The organism is Nocardioides sp. zg-1228 (genome assembly GCF_017086465.1).
In the GTDB taxonomy this organism is placed as follows: domain Bacteria; phylum Actinomycetota; class Actinomycetes; order Propionibacteriales; family Nocardioidaceae; genus Nocardioides.
Genome location: NZ_CP070961.1, coordinates 1658179 through 1670638, shown reverse-complemented (window position 1 = coordinate 1670638; position 12460 = coordinate 1658179). Strand labels below are relative to the sequence as shown.

Here is a 12460-nt window from a genome sequence, read left to right as displayed (position 1 = left end):
CCCATACTGGGCCGATGGCGTACGACGAGGTGCTGGCGCAGCGGATCGACGAGCTCCTGACGGGCGAGCAGGGCCTGACGTCGAGGAGGATGTTCGGCGGCCTGGGCTACCTGGTCGACGGCCACATGGCGGTGGCCGCCGGCAGCCAGGGCTCCCTCATGGTGCGAGCCGACCCCGCCGACGCCGAGGCGTGGGTCGACGGCGCCGCGGTGAGCCCGATGGTGATGCGCGGGCGACCGATGGCCGGCTGGCTCCTGGTGGCCGCCGAGGCGCTCGCCACCGACGACCAGCTGCAGCTCTGGCTCGACCGCGGCGTGGGCTACGTCCGCACCCTCCCGCCCACCTAGGGGCCGGCCTCCGTCAGCGCGCGGCGACCCGGGCCCGGAGCACCGGCAGCACGTGGTGCTCGAGCATCGGGGCCAGGTCGTCGGGGTGGTCGTCGAGCGGGGTCCAGCGCACCTCCGCGATCTCGCCCGCCGCGACCGGGTCGGCGTCCGACTCCACCCAGAAGACCGTGGAGTGCAGCGAGTGGCCGGGCTCGTTGGCCGCCTCGGAGAGGAACTCGCCCAGGAGGGTCGCCGACCCGATCTCGAGGCCGACCTCCTCGCGGGTCTCGCGCAGCGCGGCGTCGCGGGCCGACTCCCCCGGCTCGAGCTTGCCACCGACCAGCATGAAGCGTGCCGTCCCGCGCTTGCGGACCGTCAGCACGCAGCCGTCGCGCACCAGCGCGACCGCGGCGACGACGATGTGCCTGTCGTCCGTCTCGTCCATGGCTCGAGGATCCCATCCCACCGCAGCCCATCCCACCGCAGCCCATCCCGCCCGGACGGCACGCAGCCACCCTGACGGGGCTTACCCGCGGGTGGCTGCGTGGTGCTGCTCGCTGGTCCGTCAGCCGCCTCTCGGCGAAGGGCCGCTCGCAGCGGCGAAGGGTGAGGCCCGGGGGCATGATGCGGAGCCAGCTGTCCATACCAACGACCACCCGAGCACGGTCATTCCCGCGCATCGGCGCGCATCCACGGGGACGACCCCCTACGACCCCAGCGCGCGGCGCACCGCCGCGAGTGCGTCGGCCTCGGACGCGCCGAGCGAGCGGACCGTGTCGGCGTACGACGCCGCGGCCTCGCGCAGCGTCCGCTCCACGCCCGCGCCGCTCACGTACGTCCCGGCGCGCCCGCGGGTCTCGACGACCCCGAGGGCCTCGAGCTCCTTGTAGGCCCGCGCGACGGTGTTGGGCGCGAGGTCGAGGGAGGTGGCCAGGCTGCGGACCGGCGGGAGCCGGACGCCGGGAGCGAGCGCGCCGGAGTCGACCTGCGCCCGGATGGCCTCGCGCACCTGCTCGAAGGGCGGCACGCCCGACGCGGGGTCGACGGCGATCCGCACGGCGGGGCTCACGCCGCGGGCTCCATGCGCTCGAGCCACACGCGGTCGTAGCCGTCGAAGCGCTCGCGCCGCGTCTCGACCCACTCGTCGGCCGGGAACTGCGGGTAGTGCACGTCGCCCTCCGGCTCGAGGTCGACCTCGGTCAGCACCTGGTGCGTCGCCCAGGGCAGCAGCGCGGCGTAGACCTCACCGCCGCCGGCGACCATCACGTCGCCGGGCTGGGCGCCGGCGAGTGCGAGCGCCTCCTCGACCGTGTGGGCGACGAGGACGCCCTCGTGCGACCACCCGAGGTGCCGGGTCAGGACGATCGTCGTGCGCCCGGGCAGGGGGCGGCCGATCGACTCGAAGGTCGTGCGACCCATCAGCAACGTGTGGCCCCAGGTGAGCTCCTTGAACTGCGCCTGCTCGCCGGGCAGCCGCCACGGGATGTCGGGACCGTTGCCGATCACCCGGTTGCGGGCGTGGGCCGCCACCAGCACCACGCGCTGCTCGGGCCGGAGCGATCCGGTCGCACCGCCGGTCATACGGCGATGGGGGCCTTGATGCCCGGGTGGGGGTCGTAGCCCTCGACGGCGATGTGCTCGAGGTCGAAGCCGTCGATCTCCGTCACGGACGGGTCGAGCACCAGGCGCGGCAGCGCGCGTGGCTCGCGGGTGAGCTGGAGGCGGGCCTGGTCGACGTGGTTGAGGTAGAGGTGGGCGTCGCCCATGGTGTGCACGAAGTCGCCGACCTCGAGCCCGGTCACCTGCGCGACCATGTGGGTCAGCAGGGCGTAGGACGCGATGTTGAACGGCACGCCGAGGAACGTGTCGGCCGAGCGCTGGTAGAGCTGGCACGACAGCCTGCCGGGGCCGGCCGGGGTGGGCTCGACGTAGAACTGGAACAGCGTGTGGCACGGCGGCAGCGCCATGTCGTCGACGTCGGCGACGTTCCACGCCGAGACGATGTGGCGGCGCGAGTCGGGGTTGGTGCGGATGCCGTCGACGAGCCGGGCGATCTGGTCGACGTGCCGCCCGTCGGGCGTGGGCCAGGAGCGCCACTGGTAGCCGTAGACCGGGCCGAGGTCGCCCTGCTCGTCGGCCCACTCGTCCCAGATCGTGATGCCGCGGTCCTGCAGCCACTTGACGTTGGTGTCACCGCGCAGGAACCACAGCAGCTCGCCGAAGACCGAGCGCGTGTGCACCCTCTTGGTGGTCACCAGCGGGAAGCCCTCCGCCAGGTCGAAGCGCATCTGGTGGCCGAAGACGCTGAGCGTGCCGGTGCCGGTGCGGTCGGTCTTCTCCACGCCCTCGTCGAGGATCCGCTGGAGCAGGTCGAGGTAGGCGCGCACGGGGCGACTCTACGACGCAGGCTCAGGTCAGCAGCACAACCTTGCCGGTGGTTCGTCGCTCGGACAGCGCCCGGTGCGCCTCGGCTGCCTCGGCGAGGGGGAACCTGGTGGTCGCGGGCCGCCACTCGTCGGCGGCGAGTCGATCCACCGCCTCGCGTGCCAGCCCCTGGATCCCGTCCGGCCGGGCGAACATGCGGGCTCCGATGGCGGCGGTCACCGCGACCCCGCGCTCGAACACGTCCTGCGCCGACAGGGCGATCGCCTCGCCGGCCGTCCAGCCGAACATGACCAGCCGGCCGCCCGGAGCGACCAGGTCGAACGCCGCCCGGCCCACCGTGCCGCCCACCCCGTCGAGGGCGACGGTCACCGGGCGCTCGGCGCCGAGGAGGGCAGCCACCTCGGCGGGCCACCCGGGCTCGAGGTAGTCGACCGGGTGCGCGCCGTACGACGCCACGAGCGCCGACTTGGCCGCACCGCCGGCCACCCCGACGACGCGGGCGCCGGCCTGCACGCCGGCCTGGACCAGCAGCGTCCCCAGCCCACCGGCCGCGCTGGTGACCAGCACCGTGTCGTCCGGCCCGATCGCCGCCTCCTCGAGGATGCCCAGCGCGGTGCGGCCGGTCCCGACCATCGCGACCGCCTCTGCCTCGTCCACGTGCTCGGCCAGGGGGATCAGCGCCGCGGCAGGCGCCAGAGCGCGCGCGGCGTAGCCGCCACTGAGCACACCGAGGTGGGCGACCACCCGTCGACCGAGCCAGGACCCCTCGACGTCCGGCCCGACCGCGTCCACCACCCCGGCGACCTCGCGGCCGGGCGTCATGGGCAGCGCCGCTCGTCCGAAGGGACCGGCGACGCCCTCACGCAGGGTGGCGTCCAACAGGTGAACGCCGGCTGCGGACACGGCGATCCGCACCTGTCCCGCCGCCGGGTCCGGCTCGAGGACGTCCTCGAGCACGAGCACCTCCGGACCGCCGTAGTCCCTCTGCACGATCGCCTGCATCACGTCGGTCCTCGCTCGGTCGTCCTCGGCTCCTCCATGCCCAGGACGCTAGGAGCTCACGTGGACGTGAGGTCAAGCAGTCGCCGCACGAGGCGTGCCACCGGGGCACACCCCGTTCAGGACCGCGGCAGCCGGGCCTCCACCAGCACGCACTCGACGTCGAAGGCGTGGTGCGGGCCGAGGGCGTCGTACGCCGACCGCAGGCGGGCCCGCACGGCCTCGGGCTGGGCGCGCCACGCAACGCCGAAGTTGCCCACCGTGGTCAGACCGCACCAGAGGTCGTCGGCAGCGACGCGCCACGTCCACGAGCGGGCGCCGGCGGCGGTGACCGTGAGCCCGGCTTCGGCGAGGATGCCGGCGAGGCCGTCGGCGGAGCGCTCGAAGTCGCGCTCCGGCGCGAGCCGCGGTGACGCCACCCGCCGGGCGCCGGCGGCGTCGAGGAGCCCGCCCCACATCACCGCCTGCGGCGGCGGGGTCGCTCCCCAGATCGTCGCGCGCACCACCGCCCCGGGCGCCGCCACGCGTGCCAGCTCCCGCGCACCCGCGCGGGGGTCCTCGACGTGGTTGAGCACGAAGGCGGCCGTCACCACCTCGTAGCCGTCGTCGGCCATCGGCAGCTCGGGCAGGCCTCCCACGAGGACGTGCTCCCGGCCGAGGGCGGCAGCGGCCAGCCCGGCCATCTCGAGGTCGGGCTCGACCCCGACGGCGTCGTGCCCGGCCTGTCGTGCGGCTCCGACCAGCGCGCCGGTGCCGCAGCCCACGTCGAGCAGTCGCGCGCCGCGCGGCAGCCCGTCGAGGAGAGCCGGGATCGTGCCGGCACAGAGGCCGGCGAAGCTGCGCGCGTACGCCTGCGCCACGCCCGTCCAGAGTGCCTCCGCCACGAGGCGTGACCCTAGCGGTGGGGCTCAGCGCAGCAGGATGGTGCCGCCGGCGACGACGGTCACCGGCTCCCCGCACGCCGTCGGCGTACGGCACACGACGAGCGCCCGCCGGCCGGACTCCGACTGCCGGACGGCGTCCTGCGCGCCGTCGCGGCGCGAGGAGTCGATGAGGTGTGCCCAGCCCCCGTCGGCCATCGGCACGCTCTGCACCAGCACGTCGTAGGGGCCGAGCGCGACGACGGGTGGCGGCACCGGCACGTCGTCGAGCGCCGCGGGAGCCTCCTCCACCGGCTCGACGCCGCCCTCGGCGTCCACGCGGAGCACCTCACCGGACCGGAGCCGGGCGACCACGGCGGAGCCGTCGGCGACGAACGCCTCCACCCCGCGCAGCCGGACGACCACGTCCGCCAGGTGCAGCTCGCCCTCGGCGTACCACGCGACGGGCAGCGGGTTGGCCTCCTCGCGCACCGGGGGCGGCGCCGGCCGGGCGGCCCACCACGCCCACCCGGCGGCGAGCACCGCCGCGACCGCGACGCCCGCGAGCGCGCGGCGCGCCGCCAGCCGGCGACGTGCGGCCCGCACCCGCTCGGCCCGCTCGAGCCACCGTTCGGGACCGTCGCCGGGGTCGCGCGGGCCGAGTCCGTGGGGCGCCGGCTCCCCGGGCCGGGGCGCCAGCGCGGCCCGCTCGCGGGCCTCGGCCCACAGGGTGACGTCGACCTGCTCCTCGCGCACGCGGCGCCGCCACGAGCGCCGCGCGGCCACCAGGGTCTGGGCGACCGCGAGCCGCGCGTCGTCGGGCGCGACGCCGTCCTCCTCCAGGCCGGCGACGAGGTCGGGCCAGCGCGCGTCGACGTAGGTCTCGAAGTCCGACCCGTCCGCCGTGCCCACCTCGGTCCCCTCCCGTGCGTTCCTCGACCTCGCGTGCGGTCTCCCGGCTCGGCCTCGGGAGGCGTTCGGGGCCGGGGCCGGGGCGGATGGGTCAGGCGCTCAGCGACATCGGCCCGTAGACCTGGCGGTCGTGCTCGAACAACGTCACCGCGGCGACGCCGTGGTCGGCGAGGTCGGCCCAGATCTCGCCCACCCACGACTCAGCGTCGCCCTGCGTGGCGAACCGCTGGTCGGAGTGGCCGGCGACCTCGACCTCGGCGCCGGCCGCGTCCTCGAGGCGCCACCACCAGGGCCGGTCGGCGGCCGAGGGCTGGCGGAAGGTCGGGGGCTGTCCGGGGAGCACGTCAGGACTCCTTCACGGACGGGTCGACGAAGGGCGGCTTGACCAGCTGGAAGACCTCGCGCCGCCCACGGATGTCGACGCCCACCTCGGCGTCCTCGGCGACCATGGTCGGGATCAGCGCCAGGCCGATGCCCTTCCTCAGCGTCGGGGAGAACGTGCCGGACGTGATCTCGGCCAGTGGCACGTCGGGGGTCAGCGAGACGCTCATCCCGGGTCGGGGGATGCCTCGGCCGACGGCGAGCAGCCCGCGCAGCCGGCGCATCGGGCCCTCCTCCTTCACCTTCCGCACCGCGTCGCGGCCCCAGAAGGCGTCCTTCCTCCACCCGACCGCCCACGAGAGGCCGGCCTCGAGGGGGTTGGTGTCGAGACCGATGTCCTGGCCGTGGAGGGGGTAGCCCATCTCGGTGCGCAGCGTGTCGCGCGCACCGAGCCCGCACGCGACGATGCCCCACTCCTCGCCGGCGGCCATCAGGTCGTCCCACAGCCGTCCGGCGACGGAGTTGTCGACGACCAGCTCGTAGCCGCGCTCGCCGGTGTAGCCCGTGCGGCACACCACGACACCGACGCCGGTGTCGTGCAGCTCGGCCTCGACGAAGGACATGTACTCGTGCCCGACCGGCAGCCCGACCTTCTCGAGCACCTCGTCGGACCGGGTGCCCTGCACCGCCAGCACCGCGTAGTCGTCGTGGTGGCTGACCACCTTCACGCCCTCCGGGGCCGCGGCCTGCAGCCGCGCCACGACCTCGGCCGTGTTGGCCGCGTTGGGGACGAGCAGGACGTGCTCGTCGTCGTGCCAGTAGGCGATGAGGTCGTCGACGATGCCGCCGGACTCGTCGAGGCACAGCGTGTACTGGGCCTTGCCCGGCCGGATCTTGGCCAGGTCGTTGGACAGGGTGGCGTTGACGAAGTCGGCCGCACCCGGACCCGACACCATCGCCTTGCCGAGGTGGCTCACGTCGAACACGCCGACCGACTCCCGCACCGCCGTGTGCTCCTTCACCACGCCCGTCCGGTACTCCAGGGGCATCGACCACCCGCCGAACTCGGCGAACTTCGCGCCGAGGGCCTCGTGACGGTCGTGGAGCGGCGACTGCTTGAGCGATGCGGCCATGGCGCCGAACCTACCGCAGCGTGCCGCCCGTCCCCCCTCGCCTAACATGCCCGGGTGACCACCTACTCGTTGCGCAGCGCCAGCCCCGCCAAGACCCGAGCCGACGCCGTCGTGGTGGGAGTGGTCACCGGCGCCAAGGGTCCACGGCTGTGCGACGCCGCCGCCGACATCAGCGAGGCCTACGGTCGCCGGCTGCGCCCCTTCCTCAGCACGATGGGCGTCACCGGCAAGGCCGGCGAGTCGGTCAAGGCCCCGACCCGCGACGGCGTCAACGCACCCCTGCTGGTGTTCGTCGGGCTCGGTGCCGACCAGGCCGACCCCGTCGCCGTACGCCGGGCCGCGGGCGTCGCCGCCCGCAGCGTGCCCAACGCCGCCTCGGTCGCCCTCGCCCTGCCGAGCGACACGCCCGAGCTGGTCGAGGCCGTGGTCGAGGGACACCGCCTCGGCGGCTACACCTTCACCGGCTACAAGTCCCGCCAGCCCGACACGTCCGCGCCCAACGACGTCGTGGTGCTCACCGGGATCGCCCGCCGCGCCGAGGCCGTCGCCGCCCTGGAGCGCGCCGAGGTGCTCGCCGACGCGGTCGCGCTGACCCGCGACTGGGTCAACACCCCGCCCCGCGACTGCACTCCCCCGCTCCTCGCCGAGCTCGTGCGCGCCGCGCACAAGGACGTCACCTCCGGCCGCGGCGCCCCCAAGGTCACGCTCGAGGTCTTCGACCACGAGCAGCTCGCGGAGATGGGCTGCGGCGGCATCCTCAGCGTCGGCGACTCCTCCGCCGCGCCCTCCCGCCTGGTCAAGCTCACCTGGGCACCGCGGGGCGCGACCGTGCACCTCGCGCTGGTCGGCAAGGGTGTCACCTTCGACTCCGGCGGCCTGACGATCAAGCCGTCGTCGAGCATGGTCAACATGAAGGGCGACATGGCCGGCGCGGCCAGCGTCGTGGCCGCCACCCTCGCGATCGCGCGGCTGGGCCTGCCGGTCAAGGTCACGGCGTTCGCCCCGATGGCCGAGAACATGGTCTCCGGCACCGCGACCCGCCCCGGCGACGTGATCACCATGCACAACGGCTCGACGGTCGAGATCGCCAACACCGACGCCGAGGGCCGCATGCTGCTCGGCGACGCGCTGTCGATGGCGGTGCAGGACGAGCCCGACGTCGTGGTCGACATCGCCACCCTCACCGGGCACATGCAGCTCGCCCTCGGCGACAAGGTCGGCGCCGTCATGGGCACCGACCCGGAGGTGCAGTCGGTCCTGGCGGCGGGCGCGGCGGCGGGCGAGCAGCACTGGCCGATGCCGATCCCCGAGGAGATGCACGAGCGCGTCACCAGCTCCAAGGTCGCCGACCTGCTCCAGCACGACTGGGTGCGCTGGGGCGGCGGCCTCTACGCCTCGGCGTTCCTGCGCGAGTTCACCGGCGGCCTGCCGTGGGCCCACCTCGACATCGCCGGCAAGGAGATGAACACCGGCGGCCCCTACGGCCACGTCCCGTCCGGCGCGACCGGCTTCGGCGTCACCACGCTCGTCGAGCTCGCCCGGTCGCTGGCCGAGGCCCGGTCGAAGGGCTAGATCCCCTCGGCCTTCTTGCGCCGGTTGTAGTCGCGCATCCGCTGCGGCACGCCGACCACCGCGGCGTCGTACGACGGCACGCGGTGGCGGTTGGCGAAGTCGTGGGCCCACCGGACGCTCGGCACCCGGCGCCGGGTCCACTCCCCGTCGTGGGCGACCAGCAGCAGCGTCACGTCGCTGACCGCCGTGCGCGGCTCGACGAACCCCTCGACCCCCTGACGGGTGGTGACGAACCGCTCGAGGTGTCGCACGTCCTCCCCGTCGGAGGCCCGCACCCGGGTGGACCCGGTGCGGGTGGCGTCCTGCGCGGGGGCGCTGGTGCGGCCCTTGCGGCGGAGTCGGTCGAACAGGCCCATGGCGCACATTGTGCAGGGAGGGGCCGCATCGCGCTCGCGATCGCCGCTTCGACCCACCCGACCCGGTGTGGACAGCGTCACGAAGAGTGCAAAGATGGACGCGCCCCGAGATGGTCGGTGCGAGTCGAGCACGTGTGGAGGGAATGCAGTGGCGGACGCTGAGTTCGACGTACTCGTGCTCGGGGCCGGATCAGGCGGCTACGCCTGCGCCCTGCGAGCGGCCCAGCTGGGCCTGAGCGTCGGACTCGTCGAGAAGGGCAACCTCGGCGGCACCTGCCTCCACGTGGGCTGCATCCCGACCAAGGCCCTCCTCCACGCCGCGGAGGTCGCCGACTCCGCGCGCGACGCCGCCCGGTTCGGCGTGACCGCGTCGCTCGAGGGCATCGACATGGTCGGGGTCAACGCCTACAAGGACAAGGTCGTCGAGCGGCTCTTCAAGGGCCTCACCGGCCTGATCGCGTCGCGCGGCATCACGGTCATCCCGGGCACCGGCACGCTGAGCGGCCCGCGCGAGGTCACCGTCGACGGCACCGCCTACACCGGCCGGTCGGTCGTGCTGGCGTCCGGCTCCTACAGCAGGTCGCTGCCGGGCCTCGAGGTCGACGGCGACAAGGTCATCACCTCCGAGCACGCGCTGCGCCTCGACCGCGTCCCCGCCTCGGTCATCGTGCTCGGCGGCGGCGTCATCGGCTGCGAGTTCGCAAGCGTGTGGAGGTCGTTCGGCTCCGAGGTCACCATCGTCGAGGCCCTGCCGCGGCTCGTGGCCGCCGAGGACGAGGCCTCCTCGAAGGCGCTCGAGCGCGCCTTCCGCAAGCGCAGGATCGACTTCCGCACGGCGACCTCCTACAAGAGCGTCAAGGTCACCGACACCGGCGTCGCCGTCACCGTCGAGGGCGCCACGGACGGGGAGAGCGTGATCGAGGCCGAGGTGCTGCTCGTCGCCGTCGGGCGCGGACCCGTCACCGACGGCCTCGGCTACGTCGAGCAGGGCATCGAGATGGACCGCGGGTTCGTGCTCACCGACGAGCGGTGCCGCACCAACGTCGAGGGCGTCTACGCCGTCGGCGACATCGTCCCCGGCCTCCAGCTCGCCCACCGCGGCTTCCAGCAGGGCATCTTCGTCGCCGAGGACATCGCCGGGCTCGACCCGCGCCCCATCGACGAGACCGGCATCCCGCGGGTCACCTACTCCCACCCCGAGATCGCGTCGGTCGGCCTCGACGAGGCGGCGGCACGCGAGGTCCACGGCGACGCCGTCACCACCCTGACCTACGACCTCGGCGGCAACGGCAAGAGCCAGATCCTGCAGACCCAGGGCTTCGTCAAGCTCGTCGGCCTCGTCGACGGGCCGGTGCTCGGCGTCCACATGGTGGGAGATCGCGTCGGTGAGCTCATCGGCGAGGCGCAGCTGATCTACAACTGGGAGGCGCACGCCGACGACGTCGCGCCCCTGGTGCACGCCCACCCCACGCAGAACGAGGCCCTCGGCGAGGCGCACCTCGCGCTCGCCGGCAAGCCGCTCCACGCCCACTCCTGATCCACCCGCGACATACCTCCCCACCCACACGCGAGCGAAGGAACCACATGGCCTCCGAAGTCACCCTCCCCGCACTCGGCGAGTCCGTCACCGAGGGCACCGTCACCCGCTGGCTGAAGCAGGTCGGTGACACGGTCGCCGTCGACGAGCCGCTGCTCGAGGTCTCCACCGACAAGGTCGACACCGAGATCCCCTCACCGGTCGCCGGCACGCTGCTGGAGATCAAGGCCAACGAGGACGACACCGTCGAGGTCGGCACGGTCCTGGCCGTGGTCGGCGAGGAGGGCGAGTCGGCCGGTGACGCCTCCGGGACGGCCCAGCCCGAGGCGCAGCCCCAGGACGACGCCGAGTCGGAGAAGAAGGCCGAGCAGGAGGAGCAGGTCGCCGAGGAGACCGGCGAGCTCCCCGACGGCGACCAGACCCCCGAGTCGGAGAAGGACGACGCGCCCGCCCAGGAGGAGCCCGCAGCCGAGCAGGCCGCGTCCGGCGACTCCGGCTCCGGCGACTCGTCCGGCGGTGGTGGCGGCGGCGGTACGCCCGTGACGCTGCCCGCGCTCGGCGAGTCGGTCACCGAGGGCACGGTCACCCGCTGGCTCAAGCAGGTCGGCGACGAGGTCGCCGTGGACGAGCCGCTGCTCGAGGTCTCCACCGACAAGGTCGACACCGAGATCCCCTCCCCGATCGCCGGCACGCTGCTGGAGATCAAGGCCGCCGAGGACGAGACCGTCGAGGTCGGCGCCGAGCTCGCGATCATCGGCTCCGGCGACGCCGGGTCGGGCGCGACGTCGCAGCCGCAGTCGGACCAGGCGCAGTCGGACCAGGCGCAGTCGGACCAGGCGCAGTCGGACCAGGCGCAGTCGGACCCGGCGCAGGCCGAGGACGACGCCCCGACGGAGGCCGAGCAGGAGCGGTGGACCGCCGAGGAGCAGGGCGAGCAGCCCCAGCAGGTCGAGCCCGAGGCCAAGGGCGAGGCGCCCTATGCGCCGGCCCCGCAGGGCGAGCCCGAGCCGCAGCGCACCGACGCGGCCGCGCAGGCCCCGTCGGGTGGATCCTCCTCGTCGGCGTCCTCCTCCGACGGCGGCCGCGACCAGTCCGCGTACGTGACCCCGCTGGTCCGCAAGATGGCCGAGCAGCACGGTGTCGACCTCGCCTCGGTGCAGGGCACCGGCGTCGGCGGCCGCATCCGCAAGCAGGACGTCCTCGACGCTGCCGCCGCCGCCCAGCAGGCCAAGGCCCCGGCCGAGGCACCCGCCGCCGCGCCTGCTGCCGCCAGCGCTCCCCCGGCCGCCGCGGCTCCGTCGTCGGCGTCGCCGTCGCCGCTGCGCGGCACCACCGAGCCGCTGTCGCGGCTGCGCAAGGTGATCGCCTCGCGCATGGTCGAGTCGCTGCACGAGGCCGCCCAGCTCACGCAGGTGATGGAGGTCGACGTCACCGTGATCGCCCGCCTGCGGGAGTCGGTGAAGGCCGACTTCCTGGCGCGCGAGGGCGTGAAGCTGACCTACCTGCCCTTCTTCGCCAAGGCCGCGATCGACGCGCTCAAGCTGCACCCCAAGCTCAACGCGGCGATCGACGCCGAGAAGGGCGAGGTGACCTACTACGACCGCGAGAACATCGCGTTCGCCGTGGACACCGAGAAGGGCCTGCTGACGCCGGTCGTCAAGGAGGCGGGCGACCTGTCGATCGCCGGGCTGGCGAAGAAGATCGCCGACGTCGCCGAGCGCACGCGCACCAACAAGATCACCCCCGACGAGCTGTCGGGCGGCACGTTCACCATCACCAACCTCGGCAGCTTCGGGGCGCTCTTCGACACCCCGATCATCAACAAGCCGCAGGTCGCCATCCTCGGCCCCGGTGCCGTGGTGAAGCGGCCCGTCGTGATCGACGACCCCAACCTGGGCGAGACGATCGCGGTGCGGCACATGGTCCACCTCTCGCTGACCTACGACCACCGCCTGGTCGACGGAGCCGACGCCGGCCGGTTCCTCCAGGAGGTCAAGAAGCGCCTCGAGGCAGGACAGTTCGAGGTCTGATCCGGCTCGCACGACGCCCCGCCCACGCC

Annotated in this window: 14 protein-coding genes; 4 read left to right on the top strand and 10 right to left on the bottom strand. The window is 74.0% G+C overall.

The genetic code is table 11. The features are described 5' to 3' along the window. Positions 1-14 precede the first annotated feature (14 nt). Positions 15-347: a TfoX/Sxy family protein gene (locus JX575_RS08030; RefSeq protein ID WP_186341925.1), complete on the top strand. Its 333-nt coding sequence runs from the start codon at positions 15-17 to the stop codon at positions 345-347. Positions 348-360: 13 nt separating this feature from the next. Here the strand turns inward: JX575_RS08030 and JX575_RS08025 are convergent, their stop codons facing one another. The 9 genes from JX575_RS08025 to gcvT all read right to left on the bottom strand — a co-directional run bounded on the left by JX575_RS08025 (position 361) and on the right by gcvT (position 6936). Further along, complete coding sequence (locus tag JX575_RS08025; protein WP_186341924.1) at positions 361-771, bottom strand: NUDIX domain-containing protein; 411 nt, start codon at positions 769-771, stop codon at positions 361-363. A gap of 261 nt (positions 772-1032) precedes the next feature. Further along, positions 1033-1395, bottom strand: a complete 363-nt coding sequence (locus JX575_RS08020) for a GntR family transcriptional regulator (protein ID WP_241005386.1) — start codon at positions 1393-1395, stop codon at positions 1033-1035. Next, positions 1392-1907 carry a dihydrofolate reductase gene (locus tag JX575_RS08015; RefSeq protein ID WP_186341923.1) on the bottom strand — a complete coding sequence of 172 codons (516 nt, stop codon included), beginning with the start codon at positions 1905-1907 and terminating at the stop codon, positions 1392-1394. The genes JX575_RS08020 and JX575_RS08015 overlap by 4 nt, the downstream gene beginning before the upstream one ends. After that, positions 1904-2713 (bottom strand): thymidylate synthase, encoded by an 810-nt coding sequence (locus JX575_RS08010; RefSeq protein ID WP_186341922.1) that lies wholly within the window; start codon positions 2711-2713, stop codon positions 1904-1906. Before JX575_RS08010 ends, JX575_RS08015 begins: the two co-directional genes overlap by 4 nt. Before the next feature lie 22 nt (positions 2714-2735). Further along, the gene (locus tag JX575_RS08005; protein WP_186341921.1) at positions 2736-3713 is read right to left on the bottom strand and encodes a zinc-binding dehydrogenase; all 978 of its coding nucleotides are present in this window, start codon (positions 3711-3713) and stop codon (positions 2736-2738) included. Positions 3714-3829: 116 nt separating this feature from the next. Next, positions 3830-4594: a class I SAM-dependent methyltransferase gene (locus tag JX575_RS08000; protein ID WP_186341920.1), complete on the bottom strand. Its 765-nt coding sequence runs from the start codon at positions 4592-4594 to the stop codon at positions 3830-3832. Positions 4595-4618: 24 nt separating this feature from the next. Then, complete coding sequence (locus JX575_RS07995; protein ID WP_186341919.1) at positions 4619-5482, bottom strand: hypothetical protein; 864 nt, start codon at positions 5480-5482, stop codon at positions 4619-4621. 91 nt (positions 5483-5573) lie between these two features. Next, a complete protein-coding gene (locus tag JX575_RS07990) occupies positions 5574-5825 on the bottom strand; it encodes a hypothetical protein (RefSeq protein ID WP_186341918.1) in 252 nt (83 codons plus the stop codon). A gap of 1 nt (position 5826) precedes the next feature. Continuing rightward, positions 5827-6936 (bottom strand): glycine cleavage system aminomethyltransferase GcvT, encoded by a 1110-nt coding sequence (gene gcvT / locus JX575_RS07985; RefSeq protein ID WP_186341917.1) that lies wholly within the window; start codon positions 6934-6936, stop codon positions 5827-5829. Positions 6937-6990: 54 nt separating this feature from the next. Here gcvT and JX575_RS07980 point away from each other — a divergent pair, with 54 nt between their 5' ends. Then, positions 6991-8508, top strand: a complete 1518-nt coding sequence (locus JX575_RS07980) for a leucyl aminopeptidase (protein WP_186341916.1) — start codon at positions 6991-6993, stop codon at positions 8506-8508. Here the strand turns inward: JX575_RS07980 and JX575_RS07975 are convergent. Then, a complete protein-coding gene (locus JX575_RS07975; protein ID WP_241005385.1) occupies positions 8505-8864 on the bottom strand; it encodes a hypothetical protein in 360 nt (119 codons plus the stop codon). The genes JX575_RS07980 and JX575_RS07975 overlap by 4 nt on opposite strands. A 148-nt stretch (positions 8865-9012) precedes the next feature. On the opposite strand from JX575_RS07975, the gene lpdA reads away from it, so the two are divergent. Beyond that, positions 9013-10401 carry a dihydrolipoyl dehydrogenase gene (gene lpdA / locus JX575_RS07970; protein WP_241005384.1) on the top strand — a complete coding sequence of 463 codons (1389 nt, stop codon included), beginning with the start codon at positions 9013-9015 and terminating at the stop codon, positions 10399-10401. A 47-nt stretch (positions 10402-10448) separates the two neighbouring features. Next, positions 10449-12431 carry a 2-oxoglutarate dehydrogenase, E2 component, dihydrolipoamide succinyltransferase gene (sucB, locus tag JX575_RS07965; RefSeq protein ID WP_186341914.1) on the top strand — a complete coding sequence of 661 codons (1983 nt, stop codon included), beginning with the start codon at positions 10449-10451 and terminating at the stop codon, positions 12429-12431. The last annotated feature ends 29 nt before the right edge of the window (positions 12432-12460 follow it).

Bases quoted from the DNA above. Each gene is read 5' to 3' on its own strand.
- JX575_RS08025 (WP_186341924.1), bottom strand. From the start codon at position 771: ATGGACGAGACGGACGACAGGCACATCGTCGTCGCCGCGGTCGCGCTG.
- gcvT (WP_186341917.1), bottom strand. From the start codon at position 6,936: ATGGCCGCATCGCTCAAGCAGTCGCCGCTCCACGACCGTCACGAGGCC.
- JX575_RS08005 (WP_186341921.1), bottom strand. From the start codon at position 3,713: ATGCAGGCGATCGTGCAGAGGGACTACGGCGGTCCGGAGGTGCTCGTG.
- JX575_RS08030 (WP_186341925.1), top strand. From the start codon at position 15: ATGGCGTACGACGAGGTGCTGGCGCAGCGGATCGACGAGCTCCTGACG.
- JX575_RS07975 (WP_241005385.1), bottom strand. From the start codon at position 8,864: ATGGGCCTGTTCGACCGACTCCGCCGCAAGGGCCGCACCAGCGCCCCC.
- sucB (WP_186341914.1), top strand. From the start codon at position 10,449: ATGGCCTCCGAAGTCACCCTCCCCGCACTCGGCGAGTCCGTCACCGAG.
- JX575_RS08015 (WP_186341923.1), bottom strand. From the start codon at position 1,907: ATGACCGGCGGTGCGACCGGATCGCTCCGGCCCGAGCAGCGCGTGGTG.